We start from the raw sequence: 19372 nt of genomic DNA, 5'->3' as shown, positions 1-19372 counted from the left end.
TCAGGAGCAGCGGTATACCGGCCGAAAATCGGCGGCCAAAAGGGCTACAGTGCTGGAGGCAAAGGCGCCCGCAGTTCGCCGTTGAAGCCCAGGAGCCGCCATGCAGAAGACCTCCCCCACCGCGCCCCGACCCCGCCGGGACCCCTCCTCGTCCGACGTCCGGCGCTGGCGCCAGTACCTCGCCGACGAGCGGGCCGAGGCCGCCATCTACCGGGCGCTCGCCTCGCGCCGCGAGGGCGAGGAGCGCGACATCCTGCTCGGCCTGGCCGAGGCCGAGGGACGCCATGAGGCCCACTGGAGGACCCTCCTGGGCGAAAAGGCCGGCCGTCCCGTGGCGCCCTCGCTGCGCAGCCAGCTCCTCGGGTTCCTCGCCCGGCACTTCGGCAGCGTCTTCGTCCTCGCGCTCGCCCAGCGGGCCGAGAGCCGCTCCCCGTACGCGGACGACCCGTTCGCGACGCCCGCCATGGCGGCGGACGAGCGCATCCACGAGGAGGTCGTGCGAGGCCTCGCGATCCGCGGCCGCACCCGCCTCTCCGGGACGTTCCGCGCAGCGGTGTTCGGGGCCAACGACGGCCTCGTGAGCAACCTGTCCCTCGTGGCGGGCATGGCCGCCTCGGGCGTCGGGGGCCATGTCGTGCTGCTCTCGGGCGTCGCAGGGCTGCTTGCCGGCGCGCTGTCCATGGGCGCCGGCGAGTTCATCTCCGTCCGCTCCCAGCGCGAGCTCCTCTCGGCGTCGCGCCCCACCCAGATCACCCTTACTGCTGCCCCCGACCTGGACCTCACCCAGAACGAGCTCGTGCTGGTGTACAAGGCGCGCGGCATGAGCCAGCAGGCGGCCGAGCACCGCGCGGCCGAGCGGCTCGGCCACTTCGCGTGCGACTGCGACCCGAGCCTGTCGCTCCACCCGGAGAAGGAGGAGACGGAGGACGAGCACGAGGCCATCGGCTCCGCATGGGGTGCCGCGCTCTCGAGCTTCTGCTTCTTCGCCTCGGGCGCGATCGTGCCGATCATCCCGTTCCTCTTCGGCATGATCGGAGTTCCGGCGCTGATCGTGGCCGGAGTCCTCGTGGGCCTCGCGCTCCTCGGCACCGGCGCAGTGGTCGGCCTGCTCGCCGGGGCCTCGCCGCTCACACGGGCCCTGCGCCAGCTGGGCATCGGCTTCGGCGCGGCCGCGGTGACGTACATCCTCGGCTGGGTCTTCGGGGCCACGGTCGGCTAGCAGGACGAAGGCTGGCATCCCGGCCCGTCCTGCGGCTCCCGCAGCCGGAAGGAGCTGGACTCGCTCCCGCGCGGGGTCTGCAGTACCGGCGCACCGCGTGCCTAGACTGACCCTGCGGCACCTGGTGGGGCCCGAGAGCCACGGTCAGGCGCCCGTACTGAGGAATCAGGGGAAACGGGAGGAACTGCCATGGACCAGATCGAGAATGCTCGGCGCAGCCTCAGCAGAAGGGGACTTCTGGGAATCGGCCTCGGCGCGGTGAGCGCCGGAGCACTGGCCGCCTGTTCCAGCTCCCCCACGCTTCCGGCGTCGTCGGGGTCCGCGAGCGCGGGGGCGTCCTCCTCCGGCTCGGCGATCGACCTCGCGGCCTTCGATGCCGTCCTCTCGAAGGGGGCGGTGGCGGATGCCTCGCTCGTGGACGGCAACTCCTGGGCCAAGGCCATCAAGGACCGCGGGATGATCAACCGCGGCGGCACCGACACGTCGTCGCTCTTCTCTCTCAGGGACCCGACCACGGGGAAGGTCGCGGGCTTCGACGCGGGCATCTCCCAGCTCCTGGCGAAGTACATCACCGGGCAGCCGAAGGAGAACCTCAGCCAGGTCACGGTCGACACCCGGGAGACGCTCCTGCAGAACCAGTCCGTCGACCTGATCGTCGCGACATACTCGATCACCCCCGCCCGCCAGCAGAAGGTCGACTTCGCGGGGCCGTACTACGAGTCGAAGTCGGCGATCCTGGTCAAGTCCACCAACAACGACATCAAGTCCGTCGACGACCTCGCGGGCAAGAACGTGGCGACCCAGGCGGCGAGCACCGGCGTCGCGCTCCTGCAGAAGTACGCGCCCAAGGCGAACGTGCAGACCTTCGACGACAACCCGAAGTGCCTCGCGGCGGTGCAGCAGGGCCGCGTGGATGCGTACGTGATCGACCAGTCGATCCTGCTGTCGAACGTCGCGAAGAACAAGGACGTCAAGATCGTCGGGGAGCCGTTCGGCTCGTCGGATCCATACGGGATCGGGCTGCACAAGGGCAGCGATGCGCTCGCCTTCGTCAACGCCTGGCTGAAGGTCATGGAGGGCGACGGATCCTGGGCCGCCCTCTGGAAGGCGACCGTCGGCCAGGTGGTCAAGACGGAGCCGCCCGCGCCGCCCGCCATCGCCTCCTGACCCATGGAGGAGCTGTTCAGCACCTACCTGCCGGAGCTGCTCGACGGCCTCTGGATGACCCTCAGGCTCACGGCGGTCAGCTTCCTGGGCTCGCTGGTGGTCGGCACGGTCGCAGCTGCCTTCCGGATCAGCCCGATCGTGCCGCTCCGCGCCGTGGGCAGGCTCTACGTCGAGCTGTTCGTCAACATCCCGCTGATCAGCCTCCTGGTCGTGGTGACGTTCGGGCTGCCTGACATCGGGGTGACGTTCGACCTCTTCACGTGCGCCGCCCTGTCCATGACGCTGCTGGGCGGCGCGTTCACCTGCGAGGCCATCCGCACGGGCATCAACGCGGTCTCGGTCGGGCAGATCGAGGCAGCCCGCTCGATCGGACTGGACTTCTCGGGGGTGCTCCGGCACGTCCTGTTCCCGCAGGCCTACCGGAGCGTGGTCCAGCCGCTCGTCAACGTCTTCATCGGGATCCTCCTGAGCTCCTCGCTCGCGGGGGTCATCGGGGTCAAGGACCTCACGCTCCAGGTGTCCGAGATCAACAACGAGGCGGCCCTCGGACTCACGGCCTACGTCGTCGTCGCCTTCGCCTACGTCATCATCTCGCTCCTCGCCGGTGGCCTCGGCGCGCGGCTCGAGAAGCGGTGGAGGGTCCAGCGGTGAGCACCCAGGAGCACATCTTCGACGCGGCAGGACCGCGGGCGCGGCGCACGATCCGGGCGGTGACGGCCCTCAGCCTCCTGGCGATCGCGGCCATCGCCATCCTGATCGTCCTGCGCTTCGGCCAGGCAGGACAGCTCGCCGCCGACCGCTGGGCGGAGTTCACGCAGTGGCCCTACCTCCAGTTCCTGCTGGCGGGCCTGGGAAACACCGCCCTCGCAGCCGGGGCCTCCGCGGTCTTCGCGATCCCCACGGCGCTGCTCATGGCGTTGGCGCGCACCTCGCGCCGCGCCTGGCTGCGGCTGCCAGCGGTCGCCTACATCGAGTTCTTCCGTTCGGTCCCGCTCCTGCTCGTCGTCTACGTCTTCGTGAGCGGACTGCCGTCCTACGGGATCAACCCGGACATCTTCTGGAAGCTCGTCATTCCCATCACGCTGTGCAGCTCCGCGGTGATGGCGGAGATCTTCCGGGCCGGCATCCTCGCACTTCCCGCCGGGCAGGTCGAGGCAGCCCTCAGCATCGGGCTCCAGCCCTCCCAGGCCACCCGGTACGTGGTCCTGCCGCAGGCCGTGCGCATCGTCGTGCCCTCGATGGTCGCGCAGCTCGTCGTGCTCCTGAAGGACACGACGCTCGGCTATGCGGTCAGCTACCCGGAGCTGATGAAGACGGCCAACAACCTCACGGCGTACACGAGCCACCTCATCCAGACCTTCCTCGTCATCGCCGCCGTCTACATCGTCACCAACATCCTCATCTCGCACTTCGCCCGGTACCTGGAACGACGGATCTCGGGGCGCACCGCGCGTCCGGCCCGGGCCGTCGCGGAGCAGGAGCCCGCGCGGGCGCCGATCGGCTGAGGGGCGTCGGGGCGGCCGGGCCCGGCCGCTCCCTCTCACGCGCTCGCGATCTCGCGCGCCGCGGCGATGACGGCATCGACCCGCCGGGGCCTGCTCAGCCCCGGCGGGACGGCCGCCACCACGGCGTTGTGCGGCGTCGGGTCCGAAACCGGCACCAGGACCACGCCGGACGAGGCGAACAGCTCCCCCATCCCCTCCCAGACGTTCACCACCGAGTAGGCCAAACCCCGGGCGACGATGCCCCGGATGTTCTCGGCGACGACGCTCCTCCACCGGACCCGCGGCTCGACTCCGGCGGAGCGGAACATGGCCAGGACCCGCTCCGCGCTGGGAGGAACGTCGAACAGGACCGCGTCCTCGCCGGCGAGGTCGGCGAACGCGAGCGACTCCCGGCCGGCAAGCGGGTGGGACTCGTGCAGCATGATCTGCGGACGGGACTCCGCCACCACCACGAGGTCGACGCCGCCGATCGCCTGGAGCGAGTAGACGAACGCCGCGTCGAGCTCACCGTCGGCGACGGCGCGCTGGAGCTCCTCGGCCGCACCCTCGCGGAACTCGACGCTGATCTCCGGCCAGCGCTCTCCGACCTCGGCGAGGAGGCGGGGCACGAGTCGGGGCCCGATCGCGATCATGCACCCGAGCCGGACCCGGCCGCGGAGCTCCTCGAAGCCCGTCCTGATCGCGTCCGGGATGTCGGCCGCCTCGGAGAGGATCCGGCGGGCCCGCGCCCCGAGCTCGACGCCGGCGGGCGTCGGAACAACCTTCTTGGAGCGCGCCCGGACCAGGAGGTCGACGCCGAGCGACCGTTCGAGCTGCGCGATGGCCATGGAGGCGGCGGCCTGCGAGATCCGGCAGGCCTGCGCGGCCTCGGTGACGGAGCCCGTGTCGAGGACGGCGACGAAATACTCGAGCTGCCGGAGCGTGAAGTCTGACATCAAGACTCCTTATGTTTTGGCTCGGAATGATTGATTATACAAATGGAGTGGCGCTCGACACACTGGATCCCAGACCCGCAGGACCGGAAGAACAGGAATCCTCCCCATGGCAGCGCCTCTCGCACCCCACATCGTCACCCTCGGCACCGCCGGCGGGCCCCGCTGGTGGGCGGCCGCCGACTCGGGCGAGCGCACCGGGATCGCGACCGCCGTCGTGGTCGGCGAGTCCTTCTACCTCGTGGACGTGGGCCAGGGAGCCGGCCGGCGCATCGCACAGGCGGGCCTGGACCTGAAGGACCTCCGGGCCCTGTTCATCACGCACCTGCACTCCGACCACGTCTACGACCTCGCGGGCCTCGGGATCTTCGGCCTCTACGCCCTGCAGGACCGAGCCGGGAAGGACCCGGTCCGCATCCTCGGCCCCGGCAACCGCGGCGCGCTGCCCCCGGTGTCCCCGCGCGCCGTCGTGCGTCCCGAGCCCCTCGCGCCGCAGAGCCCGACGCCCGGCACCCGGGAGATGTTCGAGACCCTCATGGCCGCGCACGCCACGGACCTCAACGACCGCATCCTCGACTCGCTCAAGCCCAGTCCGCTGGACGTGTTCAGCGCCGAGGACATCGAGATCCCGGCCGGGATCGGCTACCACCCGAACGACAACCAGACCCCCGAGATGGACCCGTTCGAGGTCTACCGGGACGAACTCGTCACCGTCACGGCGATCCTGGTCGAGCACCCGCCCGTCGCGCCGGCCTTCGCGTTCCGCTTCGACACCGCCGAGGGCTCGGTGACGATCTCCGGCGACACCTGTTACACCCCCAACCTCATCACCCTCGCGCAGGGCACGGACCTGCTCCTGCACGAGGCCATCGACTTCGACTGGGTGGAGTCCCTCTACGGGGACAAGACCGACGAAGCCTCCCGCGCCGCGCGCGACCACCACTACAAGTCGCACACGAGCGTCCGCGAGGCTGCCAAGGCCGCCGACGCCGCGGGCGCGGCCACGCTCGCCCTGCACCACCTCGTGCCCGGCCACGCGCCCCAGGCCGTCTGGGCAGAGGCCGCCGAGCACTTCACCGGCAGCTTCGTGCTGCCGAACGACCTCGACGTCATCCCCTTCGGCCGTCAGCGCTGACGGCCGACCCACCTGAGTCCATCATTGGAAGAGGACCACCGTGACCACTGAAAGCACCGCCACCACCGAGAGCACCATGGCAACCGAGACAGCCCGTGGGCAGCAGACCGCGTCCACCGAGACGCTCAACACGAAGGACATGCGCCGCATCCTGGCCTCGTCCTTCGCCGGCAGCGCCATCGAGTACTACGACTTCATGCTCTACGCGACCGCGGCCTCACTCGTGTTCGACAAGGTGTTCTTCGCGAACCTCGGCCCCGGCTTCGCGCTGTTCGCCTCGTTCGTGACCCTCGCCGTCGGGTACGTGGCCCGGCCCCTCGGTGGGCTCATCTTCGGCCATTTCGGCGACCTCGTGGGCCGCAAGAAGATGCTCGTGCTGTCCATGGTGATCATGGGCGCAGGCACGATCGCGATCGGCCTGCTCCCCCCGACGGCCCAGGTCGGGATGGTCGCCCCCATTGCGCTCGTGCTGCTGCGCCTCGTCCAGGGCGTCGCGGTGGGCGGCGAGTGGGGCGGCGCCGCGCTCATGGCGATCGAGCATGCTCCCCAGAAGCACCGCGGCTTCGCGGCCTCCTTCGCCAACGCCGGCGGCCCCGCCGGCGCGATCCTCGGCACGCTGGCCCTGTCCTTCTTCGCCGCGATCTCGGGCAGCCAGTTCCTGGTCTGGGGCTGGCGGGTGCCGTTCCTGCTCTCGGCGCTCCTGATCGCTGTCGGCCTCGTGATCCGCCTCAAGGTCTCCGAGACCCCCGCCTTCCAGCGCCTCGAGGCCGCGAGCGAGAAGCGCCGGGTGCCGATCGTCGACGTCCTGCGCCACTCGAAGCGCGCCGTCCTGCTCGGCCTGGCCGCGACTACCGCCTTCTACGTCTGCCAGGCCATGACCACGGTGTGGGGCGTCTCGGTCGCCGTCGAGTCCGGTGCGGACAAGAACGGCGTGCTCAACATCAAGGCGGGCGCGGCGGTCCTGACCCTCGTGATGTGCTTCGTCTCGGCGCGCCTCTCCGACCGGTTCGGACGACGCCGCGTGCTCGCCTTCGGCGCCCTGCTCGGCATCGTGGCGGCGTACCCGACGGTCCTGCTCATGACCAACGGCACGCTCTGGGGCTTCGGGCTCGCGATCTTCATCGGCAACGGCCTCGTGCAGGGCGTCCTCTACGGCCCGATCGCGGCGTACGTCGCGGAGCAGTTCCCGACCCGGCACCGCTACACCGGCGCATCGCTCGCGTACCACACCGCGTCGATGCTGGGCGCCGGCTTCACCCCGATGATCATCACGGGCCTGACCCTCGCCGCCGGCGGCGCGCTGTGGCCCGTCGCGGCGTTCTGGATCGGCATCCTGCTCGTAGCGTTCGTCGCGGTCCGCGCCACCCCGGAGGGGACCCGGCGGGACCTCGACTGATAGCCCGACCAGCGGGACAGGACCCCGCAACGATAGGGACAGGACCCCGCAACCGCACTGGTTGCGGGGTCCTGTCCGGTGCGTTGCGGGGTCAGCCGAGGACCGCGACCGCCTCCTCGACCGAGTCGACGAGGTGCATGCGCCCGGCCATGCCCCGGCCCTCGGCGAGACGCGCAAGCAGGGGCCACGCGGGCAGCTCCTCGGTCCAGTGCCGCACTCCCACGAGAACCATGGGAGTGATCGTCCCCGGCGTGCCGTAGTAGTTCTCACACGCATCCTGGAACACCTCCTGGACGGTGCCCGCCGCGCCGGGAAGGAACACCACGCCTCCCGTGCACTTCTCGAGGAGCACCGCCTCGCGCACCGAGTTCGCGAAGTACTTGGCGATGTGGGTCGCGAACATGTTCGGCGGCTCGTGGCCGTAGAACCAGGTCGGGATGCCGAGGCTCGGCGTCCCGCCCGGGAACCGCCCGAGCACCGCGAGCGCCGCCCGCGCCCACGCGCTCACCGAGGGGCGGAACGAACGCACGACGGCGATCTCCCGCAGCGCCGCGGCAAAGTCGCGTTCGGGGACGGCGGCAAGGTAGGCGCCGAGGTTCGCGGCCTCCATCGCGCCCGGCCCGCCACCGGTGGCGACCAGATGCCCGGCCGCAGCGAGCGCGCGCCCGAGCCGTGCGGCGTCGTCGTACGTGCGGCTGCCCCGTGCCGCAGCGTGCGCGCCCATGACGCCGACCACTCGCCGGCCCGCGCCGAGCTCCTCGAGCGCGTCGAGGAGCGCGTCGCCGATGTGGTGGTCGTGGAGGGCCGCGGACAGTGCCGACTCGACGCCGGCCCGGCCCTGGCGCTTGGCCCAGGCGTAGATCCGCGCGTCGGGAGTCTCCTCGTAGGGTCGGGCGAGGACACCCTCGTAGAGCTCGGGGCCGGTGTAGAGGCTCGGGCGGTAGGGGTTGAACGGCACGTCCGGGAGCACGGGGAAGACCAGCGCTCCCCTGGCCCGGAGCGACTGCTCCATGCCGGGCTGCAGGGCACAGCCGAGGAACATCGCCGAGGTCGGGTTGAGTGCTTTGAGCACGCCGGACCGCTCCGTGAGGTCAACGGATTGGACGTGCCACCCCGCCATGTCGGTCGCACCCGCCTCGACGAGGGCGTCGAACTGCTCGAGCGACTCGACCTCCAGAGTGCGCGGCATCGGGTTGAGCGCGGGGGCGGGGTCCATGGGGCCAGCGTAGCGGGACCCCGTTTCGGGTACAGATGATCGCGCCCAAGCGGCCTCCGGGTACGCGACGGCGTGGCCGGAACCCGCCCTGCCGCGAACTTGGCGTACCCGAAACGGGCCTGGCGCGAACTTGGCGTACCCGAAACGGGCGGGGCGCGAATTTGGCGTACCCGAAACGGGTCAGGCGCGGGCGGGGACCCCCACTTGGACGGGGGCGCCGGTCTCGAGGGACTCCTGGGCTGCGTCGGCCACGCAGGACGCTGCCACCGCGTCCTCCGGGGTGCAGGGATTCTCCCGCTCGCCGAGCACGAGCTCGACGAACGCCACAAGCTCGGCGCGGTACGCGGCGTCGAACCGCTCGGCGAAGGTCTTGTGCGTCTCGCCCGCGGGGAACGCGACCCCGGCCTCGGTGGATCGCAGCGCGGTCTTGTCGTCGAGCCCGACCATGACCGAGGACTTCGAGCCCTGGATCTCGAGCCGCACGTCGTGGCCAGCACCGTTGTAGCGGGTCGCGGAGACGGTGCCGACCGTGCCGTCGTCGAACGTGACGACCGCGAGCGCCGTGTCGACGTCGCCGACCTCGCCGATCGCCGGGTCGCCGTTGTTGGAGCCCTTCGCGTAGACCTCGGTGATCTCGCGGCCGGTGAGCCAGCGCAGGATGTCGAAGTCGTGCACGGAGCAGTCGCGGAAGAGCCCGCCCGAGGTGGCGATGAACTCCACCGACGGCGGGACCATGTCCCCGGTCATCGCGCGCAGCGAGTGGATCCAGCCGATCTCTCCCGCGTCGAAGCGGCGCTTGGCCTCGAGGTAGCCGGCGTCGAAGCGGCGCTGGTGGCCGATCTGGACCGTGCCGCCCTTCTCGGCGATGTACTCGAGCACGGGCCGGGACTCTGCGACGGAGCCCGCGACCGGCTTCTCGCAGAACACGGGCAGGCCGGCGTCGACGCCGGCGCGGATGAGCTCGGGGTGGGTCTGGGTGCCGGTCGCGACGACGAGCGCGTCGACGCCATGGGCGATGAGCCCGGCCGCGCCCCCGGGGACGAACTCCGCGCCGACCTCGGCGGCAACGCCGCGGGCGTGCTCCTCGGCCACGTCGGTGAGCGCGAGGCGCAGCTCGACGCCGCGCGCGGCGAGCTGCGGTGCGATTGCCGCGATGTTCCGGGCATGCATGACGCCGATCCGGCCGACGCCGACGAGCCCGAGCGTGACAGTCTTCATGAGGCACTCCATCGTGTTATGGGAACGTTCCAACATTTCCCTTAGAGTATCTCTGAGGCCGCACGCGCGGTCAAGCTTTGTCCTGACATGAAAGGAGGTCGGGGTGGCGAAGTCCGTCACGATCCTCGACGTCGCCGCACGCGCGGGCGTCTCGAAGTCGGCCGCATCCCTCGCCCTGCGCGGGACGGGCTACGTGAGCGAGGCGAAGCGCCGCGCCGTCCTCGAGGCGGCCGCGGAGCTCGGCTACCGGCCGAACGCCGCCGCCCGCGCGATGGGCTCAGCCCGCAGCGGCACCGTGGGCCTCATCCTCGACGACCTGCGCAACCCGTGGTTCGTGCCCGCCGTCGAGGGCCTCTCAGACGGCCTTCACGCCGCGGGCCTGAGCCCGCTGCTCGGGGACTGGCGGCTCGAGGGCGCGGCCCTCGCCGAGCGCTTCCTCGAACTGCGCGTGGAGGGCCTCGTGCTGGTGGGGACGCTCGACGGCGCCGAGAGCGCCCTCCCCGCGCTCGGCGGGCTTCCGGCGGTCCAGGTCGGCTCCCCGCTCGCCCAGGTCCCGGGCGCGGCCGTGGTGACGAACGACGACGCCGAGGGCGCCCGCCGCGTGGTCCGCCACCTCGCGGCCCTCGGCCACCGGCGCATCGCGCACCTCTCCGCGCCCGGGACGCCCGTGGGCGAAGCGCGCCAAGCGGGGTTCGAGGACGAGGCCCGCCGCGCCGGGATCGAGGCATCCACCGTCCCGGGCGGGCTGACGGAGGAGGCCGGGCGCCGGGCAGCCCTCGAGGCGCTCCGGAAGGATCCGCGGCCCACGGCGCTCTTCGCCGTGAACGACATGGCCGCCTTCGGTGCGCTCTCCGCCGCCGAGGAGCTGGGCCTGGGCGTCCCCGGGGACGTCTCGCTGGCGGGCTACGACGACACGCCCGCGGCGAGGCTGCGCGCCGTCGGCCTCACGAGCGTGGACAACGCGAGCCGCGAGGCCGGGCGCGTCGCGGCGGACCTGCTCGCCCAGCGCATCGCCGGCGCACGGGGCTCGGGCACGGGTGGCACGGACGACGGCGGCGCGGAACCGACCGCCGTCGTCCTCCTGAGCCCTGAGCTCAAGGCGCGCTCGAGCACGGCGCCGCCGACCGGCGTCGTGCGCTGACCCGGCCCCGCAGCGGTCCGCGCCCTCGTCGGTGCATCAGGTGAGCCGGAACGCTGGCACGAAGCCGGGATCCGTCAGGGCGGGCCGCGTCAGCGAGAAGGGCCCGATCGGGAGGGAGGCCGCGCCGTCGACCGTGAGCTCGGCGAGGATCTTCCCGATGAGGCTCGCGAACTTGCCCGCGTGGCCGGCGCCGTTGAAGACCGCGACGTGGGGGCTGCCGGGGAGCGTGTCGAGGACGAAGTCGCGGTCCGGGGCCATGTCGTACACGCACGTCTTGTTGGCCCAGACCGGGCCGACCGCGCCGGGCAGGTGCCGCTCGAGGAAGCTGCGCAGGATGGCGGCCTCATCGTCGTCGCCCTCGAAGACCCGCTCGCTGCTGGTGATGAACCGCCCGCGCATGTCCCGGGCGAGCTTGACGCCCGGCTCTCCGTACACCGGGAAGCCGTAGAAGGTCTCGTCGCCGTGGAAGATCCAGATGGGGAACTTCTCGGGGGCGAAGTCGCCGAGGTTCGGCGAGGTGAAGTAGGTGACCTGCTCCTGTGAGAGCGTGAGCGGGTAGTCGAGCCCGAGGTCCGGCATGAGCTCGGGGAGCCAGGACGCGGCCGCGACGACCAGGTTCTGCGCGTGGAACTCGCCGCCGTCGGTCCTGACGGTGACGCTGTCCGGCCGCACGCCCACCCCCGTGACGCGGGTGTCGGGGACGAACTCCACCCCGGCGGCGAGCGCAAGCGAAGTGTGGGCCGCGACCGTGGCGCGGATGTCGACCAGTCCCCCTGCCTCCTGGTACATGCCGGCCACGTCGTCGTCGATGCGCCACTGCGGGTAGCGCGCGCGGATCTCCGCCGCGGTCAGGTCCTCGTACGGGATGCCCTCGGCGGCGAGCGCGCCGCGGTAGGCGTCCAGCTCGGCGATGCTGGCCTCGGCCGAGGTCGCGAGGTCCAGGCCGCCCGTCTTCACGTAGAGGGTCATCCCCGAGCGCTCCTCCACCTCGGCCCACGCCTCGAACATCGCCGGCGTGAGCTTGGTGTAGTCGCTGCTGTGGTAGGCGTGGCGGATGATCCGCGAGACGTCGCCGGAGGAGTTGAGCGTGTTGACGAGGCCGAACTGCTCCACCACGAGCACGCGCGTGCCGGGCCTGCGCGAGAGCCAGTAGGCCGCCGCCGAGCCGATCGCGCCGGCTCCGATGACGATGTGGCTGTACCCGTTCTGCATTCCCTCTCCTCCGGAACGGCCTAGGAGGTCTGCGCCTTCGCCTTGGCCGCTGCCTTCTGCCCGCGCTTGTACTCGCGGACCTTCGCGAGGGACTCAGGCGAGACGATGTCTGCGACGCTGCGGTACGAGTCCTCCTCCCCGTAGGCCCCGGACGCCTCGCGCCAGCCCGCGCCGGCGTACCCGTACTGCTTGCCGAGCAGGGCGAGGAAGATCTTCGCCTTCTGCTCCCCGAAGCCGGGCAGCTTCTTGAGCCGCTTGAGGACCTCGGCGCCGTCCGGGTCGCCCTGGGTCCAGATCGCCTTGGCGTCCCCGCCGAAGTCCTGCTCGACCGCCCCGCACAGCGCCTGCACGCGGGCCGCCATCGAGCCGGGGAAGCGGTGCACGGCAGGCGTCTCCTTGAACAGCTCCGCGAACTCGTCGGGGTTCATCTGCGCGAGGGCCGCGGGGTCTAGGGTGCCCGCGCGCTGGGCGATCTTGTGCGGCCCGGCGAAGGCCGTCTCCATCGGGACCTGCTGGTCCAGGAGCATCCCGATGAGCAGGGCGAGCGGGTCGTCGGTGAGCAGGCGGTCGGCGTCGGCGTCGCCGGTGATGCGCAGGGTCATGCGGCCCAGTCTCCCACCGGCCGCCGCTCGGGTCGACCGGCCGGGCGTGTGCCACGCCGTCGTGCGTGGCTCAGCGCCCGAAGGCGGAGCCGAAGGCCTTGAGCGCGTCGTCCGAGTCCCCGGAGGCGTAGGCCTCCATCCCCACGGTCCCCCCGTAGCCGGCCTCGGCGAGGGCCCGGTGCACCGCCGCGTAGTTGACCTCCCCGGTGCCGGGCTCGCAGCGGCCCGGCACGTCCGCGATCTGGATCTCGCCGATCCACGGCAGCGCCTCGCGCACCAGCCCGATGAGGTTCCCCTCGCCGATCTGGGCGTGGTAGAGGTCGAGCATGAGCCGCACGTTGGGGTGGTCCACTGCGCGGACGAGCGCGAGCGTGTCCTTCGCACGGGCCAGCGGGATGCCCGGGTGGTCGAGGACCGTGTTGAGGTTCTCGAGGCAGAACGTGAACCCGTGCCGCGCGCCGAGATCGCCGAGCCGCTCGAGCGTCCTGGCCGCGGTCAGCCACATCGTCCCGTCCGAGCGCCAGTAGGGCCTCGCCGCCTGCCCGTCGACGAGCTCGGCCGGGTGCACCACGAGACGCTCGACGCCGAGCTCGAGTGCGGCCGGGATCAGGCCCTCCGCGGTTCGCACCACGAGGTCCGCGGTGTCCGGCTCGACGATCGAGCCCGCGCCGTAGCCGGTCATGGACGAGAAGCGCGCTCCCGTGGCCGTGAGCGCTGCGAGATCCTTGCTGCGCGAGTCCCAGAGCTCGACGTCGAATCCGGCCTCGTGGATGCGGCGCACCCGCTCGGGGAAGGGCAGGTCCGTGTAGACCATCTCGGCGCAGACGGCGAGCCTCATGCCCGGGCTCCCGCGGCGCGAGGTGCGGCGGCAGGTGCCGCCGAGGCGGCGGGCGAGCCGGCGGCGTCGTGCGCGGGCCCCGTTCGTGACGGTGAGCCGGGCGCGAACCCCGGGACCGCCGCCGCGGCCCCCGTCTGGGCCGACTCGATGCACGCAAGGGCCACGGCGAGCGCCCGCCGGGCATCGTCGAGCCCGGGGGTGAGGGGCACGCCGTGGTCCGGGGCGGGGGCGCCGTCGCGGAGGGCGGCGACGTGGGCCGCGAAGTCGGCGAGCTCGTCGCGGTAGGCGTCCGCGAAGAGCTCGATGTTCAGGCGCGGGGTCTCGGCGGAGAGGCCGCCCGCGCCGTAGCGCAGGGCCGCGGTCTCGGTGGGGCGCCCGGCCTGGACCATCCCGGCAGAGCCGAACACCTCGCCGCGGACGTCGTAGCCGTACAGCGCGGAGAAGCTGGCCTCGGCGACGGCGATCGCGCCGTTCGCGTAGCGGACGGTCACCACCGCGGTGTCGAGGAACCCCGCGTCCTTGAGGGATGGCTCGACGAGCGCGTCGGCCGTGACGTGGACGCTGAGGGGCTCGGCGCCGGCGTTGTACCAGTTGAGCGCGTCGAAGTCGTGGATGAGGGTCTCGAGGAAGATCGTCCACTGGGGGACGCGCGCGGCGTGGGGAATGCTGCCGGTGCCCGGGTCCCGTGTGAGCGAGCGGAGCAGCTGCGGCGTGCCCACGGCCCCGGCGGCGATGTCGCGGCGGGCGGCGAGGAAGTCGGCGGCGTAGCGGCGGTTGAAGCCGATCTGCCAGTGCACCCCCGCCTCGGCGACCGCGTCCTGGACGGCGGCGAGCTCCTCGAGGGTGAGCGCCGCGGGCTTCTCGCAGAACACGTGCTTGCCGGCGCGGGCGGCGTCGACCGAGAGCTGCGCATGGAAGCGGGCGGGCCCCGCTATCACCACGGCATCGATCTCCGGGTCGGAGAAGAGGTCCGCCAGGTCGGCGGTCACGCGGGCGACGCCGAGCTCGGCCGCGAGCGCCGAGGCCGGCTCGAGGGCGGGGTCGGCGATCGCGGCGAGGGCCGCGCCCGGGATGCGGAGCGCGAGGCTGCGCGCGTGGTAGGCACCCATCCAGCCGGCGCCGACGAGGCCGACGCGCACGGGGGCGGGCCTCGTGGAGGCGATGGGGAGGTAGCTCATGACGGGTCCTCTCGGGGGTCGGGGCGATAGCAGCGAGGCTTCTAGATCGATCTAGCAAAGCATCTGGAGCCAGTGTGGCACGGCACTGCCGCGCTCGTCTAGATCGATCTAGTAGTATGGGTGAGGATGACGCCCGGAAGGAGGGAGCATGGCCGGACGCCCCACCATGGCCGACGTCGCCGCAGCGGCGGGCGTCTCGCGTGCCCTCGTCTCGATCGTGTTCCGCGACGCACCCGGCGCGAGCGATGCGACCCGCGAGCGCGTCCTCGCCGCCGCCCGGCGCCTCGGATACCGGCCGGACACCCGGGCCCGGCTCCTCCGCAGCGCACGCAGCCGCCTGCTGGGCGTGGTGTTCGCCCTCGACGGCGCGTTCCACGCCGAGCTCGTCGAAGCGCTGTATCCGGCCGCGGCGCAGGCGGGCTTCGGCGTCGCGCTCTCGGCGCGGGGACCGCGCCGGCCGGAGCGCGAGGCCGTCCAGGACCTGCTGGACCTGGGCGTCGAGGCGCTCCTGGTCCTCGCTCCCGATGCGCCCGGCGAGAGCCTCCTCGAGCTGCCGGTTCCGGCCGTCTCCGTCCTCGAGCCGTCCGGGCGCCCGACCCTCGCGAGCGTCGCGACCGACGAGGCGGCCGGCGTGCGTCTCGCCGTCGAGCACCTGCGCGCCCTCGGGCACGCGCGGATCGCGCACGTCGCCGGCGGCGGGGCCGTCGGATCCCGTGCCCGGGCAGACGCCTTCGAGCTGCTCGCCGCGCACGACGGCGCCGCTCCCCTCCTGCTTCCCGCCGGCCCCACCGAGGAGCACGGCATGGCCGCGGCCGACGGCCTCGCGGAGATCCTCCGCGGTGCGGACGCGTCCCGGCCGACCGCCGTCGTTGCGTTCAACGACGTCCTCGCCGTGGGGCTCATGCACGGGTTGCGCGAGCGGGGGGTGCGCATCCCGGAGGACGTCTCGATGGTCGGCTACGACGACTCACGGCTCGCCGCCCTCGCCCACGTGAGCCTCACGAGCGTGCGCCAGGACCCTGACGCCCTCGCCGCAGCCGCGGTCGGCGCCGCGTCCGCCGCGCTCGACGGGCAGCCCGCGCAGGTCCTCGTCCCGCCCTCGCTGACGGTGAGGTCGAGCACGGCCCCGCCGCGCGCCGTCGTGCGCTAGACCCCATCGACTGCTCCGCAAGTGTCCGTTTCAGGGCTCATAACGACACTTGCGGAGCAGTCGATGGGGGTGGGCGGGACGGCGAGGGCCCCGAGGGTCGCGGCCGTCAGGCTAGCGGCGGCCGGAACGCACATCAGGCTTCAGCGACGCCCAGGAGCGGGCCTGCAGGGCCCCGAACCACACGCCCGCGCCATAGGCAATGTCATCGAGGCGCTTGGCGATGCCGAAGCGCACGACGTCGAGCTGCGCCGGGGTCCTGCGGTATTCCAGGACGATGTCGACGACGGCCGCGACCGCCACAGTCCGGCGCACGCGCTTGGACACAAGGCATCCGGCGGCCGCGAGAGGCCACCAGTGCCGCAGCGCCAGGGCCGAGGCCTGCGCACCGGCACTCACCACCCCGTTGGCCGTGAGCCACAGGCCCAGGGCCAGCGGACGCTCGGTGCGCCCGAGCTTGCGGGCGATCCGGAGCGCTGTAGCGCCGTAGATCCCCAGTGCGACGGGAACCGACCACCGCCGCTGCGCCATGACGGCCAGCAGGAAGGCCGCGCTCCAGGGGGAGAGGACCGCGGGCGCGATCGCGTCGGGATGCTTCTCTGACAGGGGATGCGCGCCCGTCCCGTACACCGCCTTGCGGAGGAACCAGTCACCGAAGGCGGCGCGGTGCTCGTGCTCGGCCTGCGCGCCGGGCTCGTAGCGCACGCGCCACCCGCGTTCCACGAGCCGCCACCCCAGGTCCACGTCCTCGCCGACGCGCATCGCGTCGTCGAACCCGTCGCCGAGCGCCGCCACGCGGGCGACGACGCACGCTGTCGAAGTCCAGGCTACGGGCGAGCGCGGCTTCACCGCCGCGGGGTGGTGCCCGAGGTCGAGGGAGGACCGGGCGTCCTCATAGCGGGCGATCCACGTCCGCTGGCCCTTCAGCCCCACGATCCGCGGGGCGACGAGGCCGACTTTGGGATCCGCGAAATGCTTCAGGAGGGTCGGCACGGTGTTCGGGTTGAGCACGATGTCAGAGTCGGCGAACACGACGAACGGCGTTGTGACCTCGCGCAGGCCCGCATTGCGTGCCCCGCCCGGTCCCACATTCTCGGGGAGGGACACGAGGCGCGCTCCGTGCCTGGCTGCGATGGCGGCGACAGCAGCGCGGTCCTTCGAGCCGTCATCCACCACGATGACCGGGGGGACGCGGCGGCCGTCGGTGGCTGCCTCGATGCTGGTCAAAAGACGGTCCAGTTCAGCGGCCCGGTCCATGACCGGGATGACGACGGTGTAGTCGGCGTCGACGTCGGGAAGCAGGTCCGTCACCGGGTCGGCCATGCCGAGGTCCAGCAGGCGGTCCGCAAGCGCCGCGCCAGCGGGCGAATCGGCCGTCACGACCCGTCCGGCCAGCAGCGGGCGAGCCTGGGGAGCCAGGTAGGCCACCCGTGTGGGCGATCCGCCCACGAGCGCTCGGCCCCCGTCGATGACCCGCGCGTGCCGATTCAGGCGGACGGTGAAGTCCCGCGGCAGGGTCATGGGGCCACCTGGGCGACATCTCGGAGGCAGCCGTGGCGGTCGACTGCCCCGGCCGTGAGGCGCCGCGAGAAGGACTCGACCATGGCCCCGAGTATCAGGGCGCCATGCTCGGGGCAGGCATCGGTGGGATCGCCGAGGACCCCGGTCGGCGAGACCGCGCGCACGCCCCTCTCGCGGAGCGCGGGCATGAGCTCGGCCACCGGCGCCGGGGGGCCCGCGACGGCATCCTGCAGGCGGACGCGCTCCGGGGCGAGATGCAGCATCAGCGACGTCTCCGTGCGGCCGGCATGTGCGTCGGCGCCCGCCACCGCGCACGGTGCCCACGCGGCGTCGTGCCCCTCCGCGCGCAGCTGGGCGACGGCGGCCGCAAGCGCACGGACGTTCCCGCCGTGCCCGTTCACGAACACGACGCGCGGCGACCACGTGCGGAGGGACCGCGCCATCTCGATGACGACGGCGCTCAGGGCCTCCTCACCGATCGACACCGTGCCGGGAAAGTCCTGGTGCTCTCCGCTCGCGCCGTACGCGAGCGCTGGGGCCACGAGGGCAGGTGCCCCGCGGTCGAGGAGCCGTTGAGCGGCAGCCCTCGCGACGGCAGCGGCGATGACGGTGTCAGTGTCGTAGGGAAGGTGGGGCCCATGCTGCTCCGTCGATCCGAGGGGGACGAGGACGACGGCGGTGTCCCCCAGTCCGTGCCAGCGCGCGTCAGCGAGTGCCGGGCTGTCGCACCGGCCAGTCATGCCGTCACTGGCGAGGTCGAGGCCGCCTCGATGCCGAGCCTCCGTTCGAAGCCCTCGGGCACATAGAAGTCGGCACGGCTGAACTGTGTGATCGAGCGGTGCCCCAGTCCCAGCACGGCCGAGTCCAGCCCCACGCGGAGCAGGTCGAGCACGTTCTCGACGCCCGTCTGGCCGTTGGCGGCGAGCCCCCACAGGTAGGCGCGCCCGATCATGACGGCGCGAGCACCGAAGGCGAGGGCCTTCGCCACGTCCCCGCCGCGGCGCACACCGCCGTCGAGCAGGACTTCGATCTCGTGTCCGACCGCATCGGCGATCGGGCCGAGGCAGCGGATGGTCGCCGGGGTCGTGTCGAGGTTGTTCCCGCCATGGTTGGACACGGAGATCGCGTCGACTCCGGCATCGACCGCACGCTTCGCGTCGTCGATCCTGGTGATCCCCTTCAGCATGAACTTGCCGCCCCATTCCCTCCGCAGCCACTCGACGTCCTCCCAGCTGGGGGGTGCGGTCTGCTGCCACTCGTAGTACGCCCCGAAGAACGTCGGCGCGGGTCCGCCCGGGGGCTGGAGGTTGGGGGCCGTCAGGTCCGGCACCCTGCCGGTCTTCGCGTACGCGAGGAGCCACTTTGGCCGGCGGATGGCCTCGGGGGCGAAGTCCCACATCGACTTGAGGTCCAGCTTCTCGGGGATCACGGGACTGCCCCAGTCGCGCCCGATCGAGAAGGACCAGTCGAGGGTGGCAATGAGCCCCTTCGCCCCTGCCGCGCGCGCCCTGTCCATGCGCTGCACCATCGTCTCCCGGGTTCCCGTCCAGTACATCTGGAAGAACGTGTTCTCGTTCGCTGCGGTCACCTCTTCGACGGGCTTGCTCGCGAACGAGCTCAGTCCCATGATCGTCCCGCGGGACGCCGCCGCACGCGCGACGGCGACCTCTCCGTCCGGGTGGACTGCCTGGACGCCGGTCGGGGAGATGATGACCGGAAGCGAGATGGGGATTCCCATCACCGTGGTGGAGAGGTCTCGCTCAGGCTGGTGTCCTGCGACTCGGGGTGCGAACTGCAGCTCGGCGAAGGCGTTCTGGTTGTCGTCGGGGGTGCGGCCGCGCTCCGAGCCGGCGACCAGGGCCGCGTACACGGATGGCGGCAGCCGCTTCTTCGCGCGGCGCTGGGCCTCGAGCACTGACTCGAACCACGGGTTCTGTCGCATGGT

The 19372-nt window shown here is 72.1% G+C and carries 18 protein-coding genes; 8 read left to right on the top strand and 10 right to left on the bottom strand.

Annotation, left to right across the window (positions count from 1 at the left end):
* The first annotated feature begins 100 nt into the window (after positions 1–100).
* The 4 genes from ABD298_RS08755 (at position 101) to ABD298_RS08740 (ending at position 3891) form a co-directional block, all read left to right on the top strand.
* Complete coding sequence (locus ABD298_RS08755) at positions 101–1219, top strand: VIT1/CCC1 transporter family protein (RefSeq protein ID WP_344299304.1); 1119 nt, start codon at positions 101–103, stop codon at positions 1217–1219.
* Between the two features lie 189 nt (positions 1220–1408).
* The gene (locus tag ABD298_RS08750) at positions 1409–2386 is read left to right on the top strand and encodes a glutamate ABC transporter substrate-binding protein (protein WP_344299303.1); all 978 of its coding nucleotides are present in this window, start codon (positions 1409–1411) and stop codon (positions 2384–2386) included.
* A gap of 3 nt (positions 2387–2389) precedes the next feature.
* Positions 2390–3037 carry an amino acid ABC transporter permease gene (locus ABD298_RS08745; RefSeq protein ID WP_344299302.1) on the top strand — a complete coding sequence of 216 codons (648 nt, stop codon included), beginning with the start codon at positions 2390–2392 and terminating at the stop codon, positions 3035–3037.
* The gene (locus tag ABD298_RS08740; protein ID WP_344299301.1) at positions 3034–3891 is read left to right on the top strand and encodes an amino acid ABC transporter permease; all 858 of its coding nucleotides are present in this window, start codon (positions 3034–3036) and stop codon (positions 3889–3891) included. The genes ABD298_RS08745 and ABD298_RS08740 overlap by 4 nt, the downstream gene beginning before the upstream one ends.
* A 35-nt stretch (positions 3892–3926) precedes the next feature.
* Here ABD298_RS08740 and ABD298_RS08735 read toward each other — a convergent pair whose 3' ends face one another.
* Positions 3927–4826, bottom strand: a complete 900-nt coding sequence (locus ABD298_RS08735; protein ID WP_344299300.1) for a LysR family transcriptional regulator — start codon at positions 4824–4826, stop codon at positions 3927–3929.
* Between the two features lie 106 nt (positions 4827–4932).
* Here ABD298_RS08735 and ABD298_RS08730 point away from each other — a divergent pair, with 106 nt between their 5' ends.
* Together ABD298_RS08730 and ABD298_RS08725 are read left to right on the top strand one after the other, a co-directional pair.
* Positions 4933–5958 (top strand): MBL fold metallo-hydrolase, encoded by a 1026-nt coding sequence (locus ABD298_RS08730; protein WP_344299299.1) that lies wholly within the window; start codon positions 4933–4935, stop codon positions 5956–5958.
* A gap of 40 nt (positions 5959–5998) precedes the next feature.
* Positions 5999–7354 (top strand): MFS transporter, encoded by a 1356-nt coding sequence (locus tag ABD298_RS08725; RefSeq protein ID WP_344299297.1) that lies wholly within the window; start codon positions 5999–6001, stop codon positions 7352–7354.
* A gap of 91 nt (positions 7355–7445) precedes the next feature.
* On the opposite strand, the gene ABD298_RS08720 is transcribed toward ABD298_RS08725, so the two are convergent.
* Together ABD298_RS08720 and ABD298_RS08715 are read right to left on the bottom strand one after the other, a co-directional pair.
* Positions 7446–8570, bottom strand: a complete 1125-nt coding sequence (locus ABD298_RS08720; protein WP_344299296.1) for an LOG family protein — start codon at positions 8568–8570, stop codon at positions 7446–7448.
* 180 nt (positions 8571–8750) lie between these two features.
* The gene (locus ABD298_RS08715) at positions 8751–9788 is read right to left on the bottom strand and encodes a Gfo/Idh/MocA family oxidoreductase (protein ID WP_344299295.1); all 1038 of its coding nucleotides are present in this window, start codon (positions 9786–9788) and stop codon (positions 8751–8753) included.
* A 103-nt stretch (positions 9789–9891) separates the two neighbouring features.
* Between ABD298_RS08715 and ABD298_RS08710 the strand changes: the two genes are divergently transcribed.
* Entirely contained in the window at positions 9892–10929 is a 1038-nt protein-coding gene (locus ABD298_RS08710; protein ID WP_208711791.1) for a LacI family DNA-binding transcriptional regulator, read from the top strand.
* A gap of 36 nt (positions 10930–10965) precedes the next feature.
* Here the strand turns inward: ABD298_RS08710 and solA are convergent, their stop codons facing one another.
* The 4 genes from solA to ABD298_RS08690 form a co-directional block, all read right to left on the bottom strand.
* Complete coding sequence (gene solA, locus ABD298_RS08705) at positions 10966–12141, bottom strand: N-methyl-L-tryptophan oxidase (protein ID WP_344299294.1); 1176 nt, start codon at positions 12139–12141, stop codon at positions 10966–10968.
* Between the two features lie 20 nt (positions 12142–12161).
* A complete protein-coding gene (locus ABD298_RS08700; protein WP_208711789.1) occupies positions 12162–12743 on the bottom strand; it encodes an HhH-GPD-type base excision DNA repair protein in 582 nt (193 codons plus the stop codon).
* Between the two features lie 70 nt (positions 12744–12813).
* Positions 12814–13581: a TIM barrel protein gene (locus tag ABD298_RS08695; protein ID WP_344299293.1), complete on the bottom strand. Its 768-nt coding sequence runs from the start codon at positions 13579–13581 to the stop codon at positions 12814–12816.
* Positions 13578–14759, bottom strand: a complete 1182-nt coding sequence (locus ABD298_RS08690; protein ID WP_344299292.1) for a Gfo/Idh/MocA family oxidoreductase — start codon at positions 14757–14759, stop codon at positions 13578–13580. The genes ABD298_RS08695 and ABD298_RS08690 overlap by 4 nt, the downstream gene beginning before the upstream one ends.
* A 148-nt stretch (positions 14760–14907) precedes the next feature.
* On the opposite strand from ABD298_RS08690, the gene ABD298_RS08685 reads away from it, so the two are divergent.
* Positions 14908–15909 carry a LacI family DNA-binding transcriptional regulator gene (locus tag ABD298_RS08685; RefSeq protein ID WP_344299291.1) on the top strand — a complete coding sequence of 334 codons (1002 nt, stop codon included), beginning with the start codon at positions 14908–14910 and terminating at the stop codon, positions 15907–15909.
* Between the two features lie 111 nt (positions 15910–16020).
* Here the strand turns inward: ABD298_RS08685 and mftF are convergent, their stop codons facing one another.
* From mftF to mftD, 3 genes are read right to left on the bottom strand one after another with little or no spacing between them, the layout of a single operon-like run.
* Positions 16021–17427 carry a mycofactocin biosynthesis glycosyltransferase MftF gene (gene mftF / locus ABD298_RS08680; protein ID WP_344299290.1) on the bottom strand — a complete coding sequence of 469 codons (1407 nt, stop codon included), beginning with the start codon at positions 17425–17427 and terminating at the stop codon, positions 16021–16023.
* Positions 17424–18167 carry a mycofactocin biosynthesis peptidyl-dipeptidase MftE gene (gene mftE / locus ABD298_RS08675; protein ID WP_344299289.1) on the bottom strand — a complete coding sequence of 248 codons (744 nt, stop codon included), beginning with the start codon at positions 18165–18167 and terminating at the stop codon, positions 17424–17426. Before mftE ends, mftF begins: the two co-directional genes overlap by 4 nt.
* On the bottom strand, positions 18164–19369 hold the full coding sequence (mftD, locus tag ABD298_RS08670; protein ID WP_344299288.1) for a pre-mycofactocin synthase MftD: 1206 nt from the start codon (positions 19367–19369) through the stop codon (positions 18164–18166). Before mftD ends, mftE begins: the two co-directional genes overlap by 4 nt.
* Between the last annotated feature and the right edge of the window lie 3 nt (positions 19370–19372).

Source organism: Sinomonas flava (genome assembly GCF_039531875.1).
In the GTDB taxonomy this organism is placed as follows: domain Bacteria; phylum Actinomycetota; class Actinomycetes; order Actinomycetales; family Micrococcaceae; genus Sinomonas; species Sinomonas flava.
The sequence above is the reverse complement of the archived record's forward strand: the minus strand, read 5'-3'. Positions and strand labels throughout refer to the sequence as shown.